The sequence below is a fragment of the Tabrizicola oligotrophica genome, assembly GCF_011008935.1.
Taxonomy (GTDB): domain Bacteria; phylum Pseudomonadota; class Alphaproteobacteria; order Rhodobacterales; family Rhodobacteraceae; genus Tabrizicola_A; species Tabrizicola_A oligotrophica.
On sequence record NZ_JAAIVJ010000007.1, the window covers coordinates 124,177 to 138,253 of the forward strand.

14 protein-coding genes and 1 tRNA gene are annotated in these 14,077 nt (G+C 63.5%); 12 read left to right on the plus strand and 3 right to left on the minus strand.

The genetic code is table 11. From position 1 onward, the window contains the following. The first annotated feature begins 136 nt into the window (after nucleotides 1-136). The gene (locus G4Z14_RS12790) at nucleotides 137-787 is read left to right on the plus strand and encodes a GntR family transcriptional regulator (RefSeq protein ID WP_164626331.1); all 651 of its coding nucleotides are present in this window, start codon (nucleotides 137-139) and stop codon (nucleotides 785-787) included. 11 nt (nucleotides 788-798) lie between these two features. Here the strand turns inward: G4Z14_RS12790 and G4Z14_RS12795 are convergent, their stop codons facing one another. Then, nucleotides 799-1,761 carry a magnesium transporter CorA family protein gene (locus G4Z14_RS12795; protein ID WP_321573047.1) on the minus strand — a complete coding sequence of 321 codons (963 nt, stop codon included), beginning with the start codon at nucleotides 1,759-1,761 and terminating at the stop codon, nucleotides 799-801. Further along, a complete protein-coding gene (locus tag G4Z14_RS12800) occupies nucleotides 1,758-2,255 on the minus strand; it encodes a RidA family protein (RefSeq protein WP_227751715.1) in 498 nt (165 codons plus the stop codon). Before G4Z14_RS12800 ends, G4Z14_RS12795 begins: the two co-directional genes overlap by 4 nt. 126 nt (nucleotides 2,256-2,381) lie before the next feature. On the opposite strand from G4Z14_RS12800, the gene G4Z14_RS12805 reads away from it, so the two are divergent. Then, a complete protein-coding gene (locus G4Z14_RS12805; protein WP_227751716.1) occupies nucleotides 2,382-3,002 on the plus strand; it encodes a hypothetical protein in 621 nt (206 codons plus the stop codon). Nucleotides 3,003-3,131: 129 nt separating this feature from the next. Next, on the plus strand, nucleotides 3,132-4,307 hold the full coding sequence (gene tuf, locus G4Z14_RS12810) for an elongation factor Tu (protein ID WP_164626333.1): 1,176 nt from the start codon (nucleotides 3,132-3,134) through the stop codon (nucleotides 4,305-4,307). 176 nt (nucleotides 4,308-4,483) lie between these two features. Here tuf and G4Z14_RS12815 read toward each other — a convergent pair whose 3' ends face one another. After that, entirely contained in the window at nucleotides 4,484-5,104 is a 621-nt protein-coding gene (locus G4Z14_RS12815; RefSeq protein ID WP_164626335.1) for a YdeI/OmpD-associated family protein, read from the minus strand. 114 nt (nucleotides 5,105-5,218) lie between these two features. Here G4Z14_RS12815 and G4Z14_RS12820 point away from each other — a divergent pair. From G4Z14_RS12820 to rpoB, 9 genes are all read left to right on the plus strand, one after another. Continuing rightward, nucleotides 5,219-5,294: transfer RNA gene (locus G4Z14_RS12820), tRNA-Trp, on the plus strand. Nucleotides 5,295-5,404: 110 nt separating this feature from the next. Then, nucleotides 5,405-5,602, plus strand: a complete 198-nt coding sequence (gene secE, locus G4Z14_RS12825) for a preprotein translocase subunit SecE (RefSeq protein ID WP_164626337.1) — start codon at nucleotides 5,405-5,407, stop codon at nucleotides 5,600-5,602. Between the two features lie 189 nt (nucleotides 5,603-5,791). After that, nucleotides 5,792-6,325, plus strand: coding sequence for a transcription termination/antitermination protein NusG (nusG, locus tag G4Z14_RS12830; RefSeq protein ID WP_164626339.1), 534 nt, complete (start codon nucleotides 5,792-5,794; stop codon nucleotides 6,323-6,325). Between the two features lie 93 nt (nucleotides 6,326-6,418). Beyond that, entirely contained in the window at nucleotides 6,419-6,871 is a 453-nt protein-coding gene (gene rplK, locus G4Z14_RS12835; RefSeq protein ID WP_164626341.1) for a 50S ribosomal protein L11, read from the plus strand. Between the two features lie 5 nt (nucleotides 6,872-6,876). Further along, entirely contained in the window at nucleotides 6,877-7,572 is a 696-nt protein-coding gene (rplA, locus tag G4Z14_RS12840; RefSeq protein WP_164626343.1) for a 50S ribosomal protein L1, read from the plus strand. 120 nt (nucleotides 7,573-7,692) lie between these two features. Further along, the gene (locus tag G4Z14_RS12845) at nucleotides 7,693-8,430 is read left to right on the plus strand and encodes a hypothetical protein (protein ID WP_164626345.1); all 738 of its coding nucleotides are present in this window, start codon (nucleotides 7,693-7,695) and stop codon (nucleotides 8,428-8,430) included. A gap of 279 nt (nucleotides 8,431-8,709) precedes the next feature. Beyond that, on the plus strand, nucleotides 8,710-9,225 hold the full coding sequence (gene rplJ, locus G4Z14_RS12850; RefSeq protein ID WP_164626489.1) for a 50S ribosomal protein L10: 516 nt from the start codon (nucleotides 8,710-8,712) through the stop codon (nucleotides 9,223-9,225). A 63-nt stretch (nucleotides 9,226-9,288) separates the two neighbouring features. After that, nucleotides 9,289-9,663 (plus strand): 50S ribosomal protein L7/L12, encoded by a 375-nt coding sequence (gene rplL, locus G4Z14_RS12855; protein ID WP_164626347.1) that lies wholly within the window; start codon nucleotides 9,289-9,291, stop codon nucleotides 9,661-9,663. Between the two features lie 241 nt (nucleotides 9,664-9,904). After that, nucleotides 9,905-14,038, plus strand: coding sequence for a DNA-directed RNA polymerase subunit beta (gene rpoB, locus G4Z14_RS12860; protein ID WP_164626349.1), 4,134 nt, complete (start codon nucleotides 9,905-9,907; stop codon nucleotides 14,036-14,038). Nucleotides 14,039-14,077 lie beyond the last annotated feature (39 nt).

Here is a 14,077-nt window from a genome sequence, read left to right on the forward strand (position 1 = left end):
AATTGCGGTTTTTGCGCTACAGGGCCGGCGGGGGCATTCTACCAAAGGGCGAGGTCTGGCTTCGGGTCTTGCGCGCGGGTGGCGCGAGCCTGATTTTGCGCTTTACTGGCCGGGCAATTTCGCGCTTTCTCCGATCATGGCCGGGCAGACGGAAACTCTCATCGAAACGATCATGGGCTGGATCGACCTCGGGCGGCTTCGGCCGGGGGACCCGATTGACGAGGCGGCGCTGGTGGCCGAATTCGGGGTGTCCCGTACGCCGGTCCGCGAAGCTTTGTTGCAGCTCGAGGCGGTCGGGCTGATCCGACGCCATCCACGCAAGGGGGCAACGCTGTTTCGCCCGACGCTGGAGGAGTTCCTCGCCATTCTGGAGGTGCATGCCAAGCTGGAAGGTCAGGCTGCAGGTCTGGCCGCGCGGCGGCTGTCGGTCGGCTGGGCCGAGCGGCTGGAGGCGGTGGTGGTCGCCTGCGAAGCCCATGCCGCGACAAAGGGCGACGGGGATCCCGATGGCTATTACCAGTTGAACCTGCGCTTCCACGAAACCGTGGCGCTGGCGGCGGGCAATCCGTTCCTGACCGAGATGATCAAGACCAATGCCCGCAAGCTGCTGGCTTATTATCGCGCGCGTTACCACTATGCCGGCGCGATTGCCCAGTCGGCCCGCGAACACCGCGAGATCGCGCGCTCCATCGTCGCCCGCGACGCGACCGGGGCTGAGGCGCTGATGCAGCGCCATGTGCAATTCGACCAGATTACCGCGATGGATCTGCTGGCGGCGCTGTCCTGACCGCGCGGCGGTCAGAGCCAGCCCTTCCATCGGAACACCGCCCAGGTGACGGCGGCCGATGCCACCATCAGCACGAGTGCCGCGCCATAGCCCCAGGGTTGCGCCAGTTCGGGCATGACGGCGAAATTCATGCCGTAGATGCTGGCGATCAGCGTCGGCGGCAGGAACAGCACCGAGACCAGCGACACGATCTTGACCGTCGAGTTCTGCGACAGGTCGATCGTCCCCAGCGTGGCGTCCGAGGTCAGCGCCAGCCGGCTGTCGAGAAAGTTCGCGTGCTGGTCAAGGGCGTCGATGTCGCGCAGTTCGGTCTTCAGCGCCTTGACCAGATCCTTGGACCCGGGACGCCGGGCGATCACCGGCTCGATGTGGTTCAGCGCCCGGCCAAGCGTCAGAAGCGCCAGCCGGACCCGGCCCAGCCGCTCGCCCTGCTGTCCGATCTGGACCAGAGCCAACTGCAGCGAGGTCTGGGTCTGGTTCCGTGGCTGATAGATCAGCCGCGCCACGTCGTCGAGCGCCCGGCCCACGCCTTCGAGGTGGTCGGCAAGCCGGCCGATGATCTCCTGCACCAGCCCCGTGAACACATGGTCAGGGGTGGCGACGCCAAGCCCGCTCTTGTCGGCGCGGGCGGGAAAGGTGTCGAAGGGGCGCGGGGTGTGATGGCGCACCGTCACCAGCCTTTCAGGCTCGAGGATGAAGGTGACTGGCGCGGAAACCTGTTCATCGGCCGCATTCTGTCCCGGCACCATGACGGTCAGGTAATCCGTGCCGTTGTCGTGGTAAAGCCGGTTCGACAGTTCGATCTCCTCCATGTCCTCAAGGCTCGGGATATCCAGCCCGAGGCCCGCGAGGGTGATGGCGATGGCCATGTCGGGCTGGAACAGGTCGATCCAGACCGCCGAGGTCAGGCCTTCGCGGTCCGGCGTGCCGGTCGCGGCCAGCCGCCCGCCCTCGGCATGATAGGCGCGGATCACGGGCAGCCGTCCATCAGCTCGACCGTGGCCCAGGTTTCAAAACAGACCCCGCCCGCCAGCGCCATGACGCCGATTGTGGCCCGCCCGCCAAGGCCGCGCTCGCGCCCGAAGGTTTCGACCAGCAGGTCGGACAGGCCGGAGGAAACCTTGTGGACTTCCTCGTAATCCGGCGTGCAGACCACGAAATTCAGCGTCCGCACGATGGATTTCACATGGTCGAGACTGCCCACCGCCTGCCGGATGCCGCCCAGCACATTGAGCCCGGTCTGGCGCGCGGCGGCGTAGCCCTCATCCGTCGTCAGGTCCTGCCCGAGCCGCCCCCTTTGGGTGATCTGCGTGCCGATCTGGGCGACATGGCCCGACAGGAACAAAAGGCTCCCGATGCGATGATAAGGTTTCATCGTGCCATAATCGGCGCCGTAATAGCCGATGCGGTTGAAGTCGGGGATGTCGAGACCCATCATCAGGGCGGCTTTCTCGGGGCTGTCGGTCATGGCGCGGCACCTTTCATGGAGTCATCAGCCTAGCAGTCCGCAGCCGCCTCGCAAGGGAGTGCATTGCGCCTGCGGGGCCGCCCCTGTATTTCCTTGCCCGGATGCTGCCCTTTTCCGGAGTTCCCGATGCGATTCCTGCGCCCCGCTGTCCTTCTCTTCGGCCTTGCCCTCGCCGGGTGCCAGACCAATGACCTTGCCGAGCCTCCGGTTCCTTTGGGCGATTTCGCGCTGGGCCATAATATCGTGGTGACGACGAACATGCAGAAGGTCGCCATCTCGCGCGATGCCACGCCCGAGGATTGGGAAAAATCGCTGGAAAAGGCGATCGACGACCGTTTTGGCCGCTATGACGGCGAGAAGCTCTACAATATCGGCATTTCGATCGATGCCTTTGCGCTGGCCCCTCCCGGCGTGCCGCTGGTTCTCAGCCCGAAATCGGCGCTGGGGATCACCGTCACGGTCTGGGACGATGCGGCGCAGAAGAAGCTGAACGTCGAGGGCAAACAGATCATCGTGATGGAGAAGATGTCGGGGGAAACCGTCGTCGGCTCCGGCCTGACCAAATCGGCGGCAGAGCAGATGGAGACGCTGTCCTACAACGCCGCCAAGGCGGTCGAGGGCTGGCTTGTGGAAAACCCGGAGTGGTTCGGCCTGCCGCCCAAGGCGGTTGTCGGGGCGCCTGCGCCCACCTCCTTTGCCAAGCCCCCGGCGCCTGCCGCCGTGCCGGTTCCGGCTGTCACCGAGTGAGCCTCGCCGCGGCCTGAAAGCTGCGCCAGAACGCCCGGCGGCTCTTGATTTTTCCGGTCCGGGCAGATAATTGCCCGCCCGTGGAACACAGGGCCCTTTCCGGGCCCCCGAAAATCAAGGGCGCCCGACATGGCAAAGGCAAAGTTTGAACGCAACAAGCCGCACGTGAACATTGGCACGATCGGCCACGTTGACCACGGCAAGACCACTCTGACGGCGGCGATCACCAAGTATTTTGGTGAATTCCGCGCCTATGACCAGATTGACGGTGCGCCGGAAGAGCGGGCTCGCGGGATCACGATCTCGACCGCCCACGTCGAGTATGAGACCGAAGCGCGTCACTATGCGCACGTCGACTGCCCCGGCCACGCCGACTATGTGAAGAACATGATCACCGGCGCGGCGCAGATGGACGGCGCGATCCTCGTGTGCGCCGCCTCGGACGGCCCGATGCCGCAGACCCGCGAGCACATCCTCTTGGGCCGCCAGGTGGGTATCCCCTACATGGTCGTCTACATGAACAAGGTCGACCTTGTTGATGACGAGGAACTGATCGAACTCGTGGAAATGGAACTGCGCGAGCTGCTGTCGTCCTACGAATACCCCGGCGACGACATTCCGATCATCAAGGGCTCGGCCCACCAGGCGATGATCGGCGAGCGTCCGGAAATCGGCGAGAACTCGATCCGCGCGCTGATGAAGGCGGTTGACGAATACATCCCGACCCCGGCGCGCGCCGTGGATCAGCCCTTCCTGATGCCGATCGAAGACGTGTTCTCGATCTCGGGCCGCGGCACGGTTGTGACCGGCCGGGTGGAGCGTGGCGTGATCAACGTCGGCGACGAAGTCGAGATCGTCGGCATCCGCGAGACCAAGAAGTCGGTCTGCACCGGCGTCGAGATGTTCCGCAAGCTCCTGGACCGCGGCGAGGCTGGCGACAACGTCGGCGTGCTGTTGCGCGGCATCGACCGTGAAGGCGTCGAGCGCGGCCAGGTGCTGTGCAAGCCGAAGTCGGTCAACCCGCACACCAAGTTCGAAGCCGAGGCCTATATCCTGACCAAGGAAGAAGGCGGCCGTCACACGCCGTTCTTCGCGAACTACCGCCCGCAGTTCTACTTCCGCACCACGGACGTGACCGGGACCGTTGAACTGCCGGCCGGCACCGAGATGGTGATGCCGGGCGACAACCTGAAGTTCAACGTCACGCTGATCGCCCCGATCGCGATGGAAGAGAAGCTGCGCTTCGCCATCCGCGAAGGCGGCCGCACCGTCGGTGCAGGCGTCGTGTCGAAGATCATCGAATGATGATCCCGAGACGCGCCAGCTGAAGGCGGGTCGAAGATCATCGAATAATTCGGGCAACCGAACTGTGGAAAAGGCTGCCCTCGGGCGGCCTTTTTCTTTCCCCGCCGACCCAACTCGTCGAGCATTTCATGCACTCCTCGTCACCCCCGACGAGGCCGCGAAGCGCCCGAGGAGGGTCAGCGGTCGAGCGCGCCCTTTCCCGCAAGGATCAGCGGGGCAAGTTTGGCGATGCGGGCCAGTCTTGTCGCCGCAGTCCTGGCAGACCCCACCGCCAGCGCATGGCTTTTCCGGCGGCCGGGTGTCAGGGCGTGGAACGCCTCGGCCAGAGCGGGATCGGCGTCAAGGGCGTCCTGAAGCTCGGTTGGCAGTTCAAGCGCGGTTGTGACTTTGGCGGGTTTGGTGCCCGCCTCGGCAAGGGCCATGGCTTGGGCGAGAAGACCGTGCAGGGCCGGGGCCATCGGCGCCACCTGCGCGGCATCGGTAAAGCGGGCGCAATCGGGATGGCTTGTGTTTTCGCCCTGCCGGCTCAAAAGGCCGGTGGGGTCCTGCAAGAGGCTGGCGTTGAAGAAGGTCAGGCGGAAATCGCCGCGAAAGGCGCCCAGAATCGCAATGTTGCGCCCGGCATGCATGTAACAGGGGTGGCCCCATTTCGCGACCTCTTGCAGCCCGGCGCCCGTGCAGATGTCCCGCAGCGCGGCCAGACCCGCCGCCCAGATCCGCGCCGAACAGTCCGCGGTTCCAAAGCGGTCGCAGCGCCCGCAACCGTCGCGGAAGAAGTCCTCAGGGGTCGTTATCATCTCGCGGGGGGCCATGGGCCAAACCTATGCCCCGGAATCTTTTCCGCCAAGCCAAGATTCCGCCGCGCGCCCCTTGATTTCCCCGCGCGCCTGCCGTAACTCGCCGGCAGGCTTAGGGGTATAGCTCAGCTGGTAGAGCGACGGTCTCCAAAACCGTAGGTCGCGGGTTCGAACCCTGCTGCCCCTGCCAAGCCGATTTCCAGACAGTGTGATCCTGCACCTCCGCCCGGGAGGATCGGCCTTGAATTTTCAGCCCGGCCCGCGTATCTGCGCAGACGACAAGAAGGATCGGACCCGACCATGGCCACCAAGACCACGCCCACCCAGTTCATCGCCCAGGCCCGCGCCGAGATCGCCAAGGTGGTCTGGCCGTCGCGCCGCGAGGTGATGCTGACCACGATCATGGTCTTCATCATGGCGGCGCTGACCGCGACCTTCTTCAGCCTTGTCGACATGGCGATCCGCTTTGGCCTGAAGCTGATCATCGGCGGGCTCTGAGGCGCAAGCCTCCAAGGAATTCCCTTGAAATCCGGGCGCATGGCTTGTATCCCGCGCTCAACCAAAGGGAACCCGGCGCGCAGCGATTCGTGTTGCGCGCTGTTTTTTGTTCCCGAAAGGGCCGGGGGAAACCCGGAAATGCAGGAAATTCAGGTGGTTCGGCATCTGGACAGACAAAGTGGAGCGGCCATGGCCAAGCGTTGGTATTCGGTGAGCGTGCTGTCGAACTTCGAGAAGAAGGTCGCAGAGCAGATCCGCACGGCTGTCGCAGATGCCAATCTGGGCGACGAAATTGACGAAGTGCTGGTGCCGACCGAAGAAGTGATCGAGGTGCGGCGCGGCAAGAAGGTGACGTCCGAGCGGCGCTTCATGCCCGGCTATGTGCTGGTGCGCATGGAAATGACCAACCGCGGCTATCACCTGATCTCGTCGATCAACCGCGTCACCGGCTTTCTTGGTCCGCAGGGCAAGCCGATGCCGATGCGCGACGCCGAGGTGAACCAGATCCTGAACCGGGTCGAGGAAGGCCAGGAAGCCCCGCGCAACCTGATCCGCTTCGACGTGGGCGAGAAGGTCAAGGTCACTGACGGCCCGTTCGAGGGCTTTGACGGCATGGTCGAGGATGTGGACGAGGCGCACAGCCGCCTGAAAGTCTCGGTCTCGATCTTCGGGCGCGCGACGCCTGTGGAACTGGAATTCACTCAGGTGTCGAAAAACCTCTGAGTGTATCGCGTGGGAGGCCGTCCCCAAGGGGAGGGCCGGACCACTAAACCGCGCGCCCAATCCCGGGCGGTGCAGTGAAAAAGGAGAGGCCAGATGGCCAAGAAGATTATCGGCAGCCTGAAGCTGCAAGTGAAGGCCCAGCAGGCCAACCCGTCGCCGCCGGTCGGCCCGGCTCTGGGTCAGCGCGGTCTGAACATCATGGCCTTCGTGAAGGAATTCAACGCGAAGACCGCCGAAATTCCGCCGGGCACCCCGACCCCGGTCATCATCACCTACTATGCCGACAAGTCGTTCAGCCTTGAGCTGAAGACTGCTCCAGCCTCGTTCCTGATCAAGCAGGCCGCCGGTCTGCCGCCGGTCGGCAAGCGCTCGCGCGCCAAGGGTTCGATGAAGCCGGGCCGCGAAGTGGCTGGCACGATCACCACCGCCGCGCTGCGCAAGATCGCGGAAACCAAGATGAAGGACCTCAACGCCAATTCGGTCGAAGCGGCGATGAACATCATCCTTGGCTCGGCCAAATCCTGCGGCATCGAAGTGAAAGGCTGAGCACCATGGCAAAGATTGGTAAGCGTTCGGCCAAGGCCAACGAAGCATTCGTCGGCAAGTCGCTGATCTCGGTGGAAGACGCCGTCAAGCTGATCAAGGGCGCGGCTTCGGCCAAGTTCGACGAGACGCTGGAAATCGCGATGAACCTGGGCGTCGACCCGCGTCACGCCGACCAGATGGTCCGCGGCGTGGTGCAGCTGCCGAACGGCACGGGCAAGACCGTGCGCGTGGCGGTGTTCGCCCGTGGCGCCAAGGCTGATGAAGCCAAGGCTGCCGGTGCTGACATCGTTGGCGCCGAAGACCTGATGGAAACCATCCAGCAGGGCAAGATCGAGTTCGACCGCTGCATCGCGACCCCGGACCTGATGCCGCTGGTCGGTCGTCTCGGCAAGATCCTCGGCCCGCGCAACCTGATGCCGAACCCCAAGGTCGGCACCGTGACCATGGACGTCAAGACTGCGGTCGAGGCGGCCAAGGGCGGCGAAGTCCAGTTCAAGGTCGAGAAGGCCGGTGTCATCCATGCCGGGATCGGCAAGGTGTCGTTCGATGAGGCGAAGCTCGCCGAAAACGTCCGCGCTTTCGTGGATGCCGTCGCCAAGGCCAAGCCGGCTGGCGCCAAGGGCACCTATGTGAAGAAGGTTTCGCTCTCGTCGACCATGGGTCCGGGCGTGTCGCTGGATATCGCTTCGGCCACGGCCTGAGCGAAAGATGGGGTAAACCCCACCCTGCGAATTTGCAGCGGCCGTCCTTCGGGGCGGCCGTTTGCATTGCGGCGGTCGCTGGGCTAGCCTTTGCCCGCGGCAAAAGGGGCGGGCGGCCAGATGCAGGCAGAGGTGACATTGCGGCCCGAAGCCGGGGCGAAACTCGCGGTCTACTCTTGCTATTTCGGCGCGCATGAGCCCTTCAACCCCGAAGCGGCGGGCGCGGACGGGCAGGGCTATGACCGCTTTGTCTTTACCGATCACGACAGCCTGCCGACCTCTGCAGCCTTGGTGCAATTGCGCGATCAGGGCGAGGGCCCCGCGATCCTGTCGCGGCGTCCGAAGCTTTGTCCGCATCTGTTCTTTCAAGGCTACGACTGGGTGATCTATCTCGACAACAACGCCCGCTTCGTGCTGGATCCGGCCCGGATCGTGAAGCGGGTGGTCAAGGAGCATCCGGACCGGCCCGCCGGGCGCTATCTCTTTCGCCACCGCCGCCGAGACTGTGCCTGGGACGAGGCGGATGAATGTCTGCGGCTGGGCTACATGACGGCTGGGCAGCACGCGCAGGTGACGAACGTCTTCCGGCAGGCGGACTTCCCGCGCCACGCCGGGCTTTTCGTCAACACCTGCCTGATCCAGCGCATGGGCGACGCGGCGACCGATGCGCTGAACGAGGCCTGGTATGCCAGCCTGACAACCGAGACCCGCCGCGACCAGGTGATGTTGCCCTGGCTTCTGGCCAGCCGGCAATGCCCGCATCGGGTGCTGTCGGCCAAGGTGAAAAGCTGGGCCGACTGGCCGATCTACAGTCCCAAGGTCCGTGAGCGGTTCCGGGCCGCCCAAAACGCTGCGTGATTTTCCTTAAGGGCTTGGAAATTCCCGTCCCAGGGGCTATGCAGCGCCTCATGCCAGCCTTCCGTGATTCGTCGCGGGGGTAACGCATGCTTTGTCCGAGACGGTGGGTGGCGCGCAAACGCCTTAATTTCCCTCCTGAGATGGGGTTCGAGACGCATTATTCCGGGGTTTCCTCGGGTGATCAAGGCTCGGGACTTTATCGTGGACCCGAACGTGGCGGGCCTTCAGGCGCGTCACAAACATGAGCCGGGGGGAAACCCCCACACTTGGAGTGAAACTGTGGATAGAGCCCAAAAAGAGCAATTGGTCGAAGAACTCGGCCAAATCTTCGCAAGCTCTGGCGTTGTTGTGGTTGCACACTACGCAGGTATGACGGTTGCACAGATGCAGGACCTGCGCGCAAAGATGCGCGAAGTTGGCGGGTCCGTCCGCGTTGCCAAGAACACGCTCGCCAAGATCGCCCTTGAAGGCAAGCCCGGCGCCAAGATGGCCGGCCTGCTGACGGGCATGACCATGCTGTCCTACTCGGAAGACCCCGTGGCTGCGGCCAAGGTCGCCGAGGCCTATGCCAAGACGAACGACAAGTTCGTCATCATTGGCGGGGCAATGGGCGGTGAGGTTCTGGACCAGGCCGGTGTCAAAGCCGTGGCCTCCATGCCGTCGCGCGAAGAGCTTATCGCTCAGATCGTGTCGTGCATTGGTGCGCCCGCGTCGAACATCGCCGGGGCCATTGGCGCGCCTGCTTCGAACATCGCAGGCATCCTCAAGACCATCGAGGAAAAGGCAGCCGCCTGATCCTTGCCTCGCGTGGGTTGACCCCACTTCGTTGGAACCCTCTCAAACTTACGGAATATGAAAATGGCTGATCTGAACAAACTCGCCGAAGAGATCGTTGGTCTGACCCTGCTGCAGGCGCAGGAACTGAAGACCATCCTGAAAGACACCTACGGCATCGAGCCGGCCGCCGGTGGCGCCGTCATGATGGCTGGCCCGGCTGCTGCTCCGGCTGCTGCCGAAGAAGAAAAGACCGAATTCGACGTCGTTCTGACCGACGCCGGTGCCAACAAGATCAACGTGATCAAAGAAGTTCGCACCATCACCGGTCTGGGCCTGAAAGAAGCCAAGGACCTGGTCGAAGCTGGCGGCAAGGTCAAAGAAGGCGTCTCGAAAGCTGACGCTGAAGGCTTCAAGAAAGCCCTGGAAGCCGCTGGCGCCAAGGTCGAACTCAAGTAATCCCGTCCGGGGAGCAATCCCCGGCAAGGATTTTCGGGCTGGGGGCAGAGAAATCTGCCTCCAGTTTCTCGCGTCTTGGAAGGGGCTTTCGCGCAAAACCCCTTCCAAGGCGCGGCAAGGTTCGGGAGTCAGCCGACGGGACGGCTGGCATGAATGGAACCTTCCCCCTCTCTGCCCAAACGGCGCGCTCCTGTGGCCCGACAGGACCGCTCCGGGGAAAAGATGAAAGGTAACGACGAGCATGGCTCAAGCTTACGTTGGCCAGAAGCGTATCCGCCGCTATTTCGGCAAGATCCGCGAAGTTCTGGACATGCCGAACCTGATCGAGGTTCAGAAATCCTCCTACGACCTGTTCCTGCGCTCGGGCGATGGCCTGAAGCCCGCCGAAGGCGAAGGGATCCAGGGCACGTTCCAGTCGGTGTTCCCGATCAAGGATTTCAACGAGACCGCCGTTCTGGAATTCGTCAAATACGAGCTGGAAAAGCCGAAATACGACGTGGACGAGTGCCAGCAGCGCGACATGACCTATGCCGCGCCGCTGAAAGTCACCCTGCGTCTGATCGTGTTCGATGTCGATGAATCGACTGGCGCGCGTTCGGTGAAGGACATCAAGGAACAGGACGTCTACATGGGCGACATGCCCTTGATGACGTCGAACGGCACGTTCATCGTGAACGGCACCGAACGGGTGGTCGTCAGCCAGATGCACCGTTCGCCGGGTGTGTTCTTCGACCATGACAAGGGCAAGACCCATTCCTCGGGCAAACTCTTGTTCGCCTGCCGCATCATCCCGTATCGCGGCTCGTGGCTGGACTTCGAGTTTGACGCCAAGGACATCGTGTTCGCCCGTATCGACCGCCGCCGCAAGCTGCCGGTCACGACGCTGCTCTATGCCCTCGGCATGGATCAGGAAGGCATCATGGATGCCTATTACGAAACCATCAGCTTCCGCCATGTGAAGAACAAGGGTTGGGTCACCAAGTTCTTCCCGAACCGCGTGCAGGGCACCCGTCCGTCCTATGATCTGGTGGATGCGGCGACCGGCGAGGTCATCCTGAAGGCGGGCGAAAAGGCCACGCCGCGCATGGTCAAGAAGTGGAAGGACGACGGCGCAATCACCGAGCTTCTGGTGCCGTTCGACCACATCCTTGGCCGCTATGTCGCCAAGGACATCATCAACGAGGAAACCGGCGAGATCTGGGCCGAAGCCGGCGACGAGCTGACGATGGACTACGACCGCGACGGCGAGCCGAAGGGCGGGTCGGTCAAGCTCCTTCTGGATCAGGGCATCACCGAGATCCCGGTTCTCGACATCGACAATATCAACGTCGGTCCCTACATCCGCAACACCATGGCCGCCGACAAGAACATGGGCCGCGACACCGCGCTCATGGATATCTACCGCGTCATGCGCCCGGGCGAACCGCCGACCGTGGAAGCGGCCTCGCAGCTGTTTGACACGTTGTTCTTCGATTCCGAGCGCTATGACCTCTCGGCTGTCGGCCGCGTGAAGATGAACATGCGCCTTGATCTCGGTCGCCCGGACACCCAGCGCACGCTGGACCGCGCCGATATCGTGGCCTGCATCAAGGCGCTGACCGAACTGCGCGACGGCAAGGGAGAGATCGACGACATCGACCACCTCGGCAACCGCCGGGTGCGCTCGGTGGGCGAGCTGATGGAAAACCAGTATCGCGTCGGCCTGCTGCGCATGGAGCGCGCGATCAAGGAGCGCATGTCGTCGGTGGAAATCGACACGATCATGCCGCAAGACCTGATCAACGCCAAACCGGCCGCGGCTGCGGTGCGCGAATTCTTCGGCTCTTCGCAGCTGTCGCAATTCATGGACCAGACCAACCCGCTGTCGGAAGTCACCCACAAGCGCCGCCTGTCGGCCCTCGGGCCGGGCGGTCTGACCCGGGAACGCGCGGGCTTTGAGGTTCGCGACGTTCACCCGACCCACTATGGCCGGATGTGCCCGATCGAAACGCCCGAAGGTCAGAACATCGGTCTGATCAACTCGCTGGCCACCTTTGCCCGCGTGAACAAGTACGGCTTCATCGAGACCCCGTATCGCAAGGTCATCGACGGCAAGGTGACGGATGACGTCGTCTACATGTCGGCGACCGAGGAAATGCGCCACACGGTCGCGCAGGCCAACGCCGCCCAGGACGCCGAAGGCAAGTTCCAGGATGACCTGATCTCCAGCCGCAAGGCCGGGGAATTCATGCTGAACCCGCCGGATGCCATCGACCTGATCGACGTGTCGCCGAAACAGCTGGTGTCGGTTGCGGCCTCGCTGATCCCGTTCCTGGAAAATGACGACGCCAACCGGGCCCTCATGGGGTCGAACATGCAGCGTCAGGCGGTTCCGCTGCTGCAGGCCGATGCCCCCTTCGTCGGCACCGGCATCGAAGCCGTGGTGGCGCGCGATTCCGGCGCGGCCATCATGGCGCGGCGTGCCGGCGTGATCGACCAGGTTGACGCGCAGCGTATCGTTATCCGCGCAACCGAGATGCTGGAGCCGGGCGAACCGGGCGTCGACATCTACCGTCTGCGCAAGTTCAAGCGCTCGAACCAGTCGTCCTGCATCAACCAGCGCCCGCTGGTGAAGGTGGGGGACACGGTTCTGCGCGGCGAAGTGGTGGCCGACGGTCCCTGCACCGACATGGGCGAACTGGCTCTTGGCCGGAACGTCATCGTGGCCTTCATGCCGTGGAACGGCTACAACTACGAAGACTCGATCCTGATTTCGGAACGCATCCTGAAAGACGACGTGTTCACCTCGATCCACATCGAGGAATACGAAGTCGCGGCGCGCGACACGAAGCTGGGGCCGGAAGAAATCACCCGCGACATTCCGAACGTCGGTGAAGAGGCGCTGCGCAACCTCGACGAGGCCGGCATCGTCTACATCGGTGCCGAAGTGCAGCCGGGCGACATTCTGGTCGGCAAGATCACCCCCAAGGGTGAAAGCCCGATGACGCCGGAAGAAAAACTCCTCCGCGCCATCTTTGGTGAAAAGGCGTCTGACGTCCGCGATACCTCGCTGCGCCTGCCGCCGGGGGCCTATGGCACCATCGTCGAAGTGCGGGTGTTCAACCGTCATGGTGTGGACAAGGACGAACGCGCGCTGCAGATCGAGCGCGAGGAAGTCGAACGTCTGGCGCGCGACCGCGACGACGAATTGGCGATCCTTGAGCGCAACATCTATGCGCGCCTGAAATCGCTGATCCTAGGCAAGACTGCGGTCAAGGGCCCGAAAGGCATCAAGGCCGGCTCGACCATTGACGACGACCTGCTGGGCACGCTGTCGCGTGGCCAGTGGTGGCAGCTCGCCCTTGGCGAAGAAGCCGAGGCCAAGGATGTCGAGGCGCTGCACGACCAGTTCGAAGCGCAGAAGCGCGCCCTTGACCACCGCTTTGACGACAAGGTGGAAAAAGTGCGCCGCGGCGACGATCTGCCTCCGGGCGTGATGAAGATGGTCAAGGTTTTCGTCGCGGTGAAGCGCAAGCTGCAGCCGGGCGACAAGATGGCCGGCCGTCACGGCAACAAGGGTGTCATCTCCAAGGTCGTTCCGGCCGAAGACATGCCCTTCCTGGCCGATGGCACTCCGGTTGACCTGGTGCTGAACCCGCTCGGCGTGCCGTCGCGGATGAACGTCGGGCAGATTCTGGAAACCCACATGGGCTGGGCCGCACGCGGTCTGGGCCTGAAGATCGACGATGCCTTGAAAGAGTATCGCCGGTCGGGCGACCTGACCCCGGTGCGCGAGGCGATGCGTCTGGCTTACGGTGACGAGACCTATGACGAGGCCCTGTCGGACCGCGACGAGGCCGAGTTCCTGGAGCTGGCCGGCAACGTCACCCGTGGCGTTCCGATCGCGACCCCGGTTTTCGACGGTGCGAAAGAGCAGGACGTGAACGACGCGCTGCGCCGCGCGGGCTTTGACACCTCGGGTCAGTCCGAAGTGTTCGACGGCCGCACCGGCGAGAAGTTCGCGCGCAAGGTCACGGTGGGCGTGAAATACATGCTCAAGCTGCACCACCTTGTCGACGACAAGCTGCACGCCCGTTCGACCGGCCCGTACTCGCTTGTTACCCAGCAGCCGCTGGGTGGTAAGGCGCAGTTCGGTGGTCAGCGTCTGGGGGAAATGGAGGTCTGGGCTCTGGAAGCCTACGGCGCCGCCTATACCCTGCAGGAAATGCTGACCGTGAAGTCGGACGACGTGGCCGGCCGGACCAAGGTCTACGAAAGCATCGTCAAGGGCGAGGACAACTTCGAGGCCGGCGTGCCGGAATCGTTCAACGTCCTTGTCAAGGAAGTGCGCGGCCTCGGCCTCAACATGGAACTCCTGGATGCGGAGGAGGAGTGACGGATCTCCCCGGAAAGGTGCGTGCCAGCACGCACCCTA

What these genes read in the sequence shown, in the direction of transcription:
- G4Z14_RS12790 (WP_164626331.1), top strand. Translation starts at nt 137, where the DNA reads ATGGCCGGGCAGACGGAAACTCTCATCGAAACGATCATGGGCTGGATC.
- G4Z14_RS12800 (WP_227751715.1), bottom strand. Translation starts at nt 2,255, where the DNA reads ATGACCGACAGCCCCGAGAAAGCCGCCCTGATGATGGGTCTCGACATC.
- G4Z14_RS12805 (WP_227751716.1), top strand. Translation starts at nt 2,382, where the DNA reads ATGCGATTCCTGCGCCCCGCTGTCCTTCTCTTCGGCCTTGCCCTCGCC.
- tuf (WP_164626333.1), top strand. Translation starts at nt 3,132, where the DNA reads ATGGCAAAGGCAAAGTTTGAACGCAACAAGCCGCACGTGAACATTGGC.
- G4Z14_RS12815 (WP_164626335.1), bottom strand. Translation starts at nt 5,104, where the DNA reads ATGATAACGACCCCTGAGGACTTCTTCCGCGACGGTTGCGGGCGCTGC.
- secE (WP_164626337.1), top strand. Translation starts at nt 5,405, where the DNA reads ATGGCCACCAAGACCACGCCCACCCAGTTCATCGCCCAGGCCCGCGCC.
- nusG (WP_164626339.1), top strand. Translation starts at nt 5,792, where the DNA reads ATGGCCAAGCGTTGGTATTCGGTGAGCGTGCTGTCGAACTTCGAGAAG.
- rplK (WP_164626341.1), top strand. Translation starts at nt 6,419, where the DNA reads ATGGCCAAGAAGATTATCGGCAGCCTGAAGCTGCAAGTGAAGGCCCAG.
- rplA (WP_164626343.1), top strand. Translation starts at nt 6,877, where the DNA reads ATGGCAAAGATTGGTAAGCGTTCGGCCAAGGCCAACGAAGCATTCGTC.
- G4Z14_RS12845 (WP_164626345.1), top strand. Translation starts at nt 7,693, where the DNA reads ATGCAGGCAGAGGTGACATTGCGGCCCGAAGCCGGGGCGAAACTCGCG.
- rplL (WP_164626347.1), top strand. Translation starts at nt 9,289, where the DNA reads ATGGCTGATCTGAACAAACTCGCCGAAGAGATCGTTGGTCTGACCCTG.
- rpoB (WP_164626349.1), top strand. Translation starts at nt 9,905, where the DNA reads ATGGCTCAAGCTTACGTTGGCCAGAAGCGTATCCGCCGCTATTTCGGC.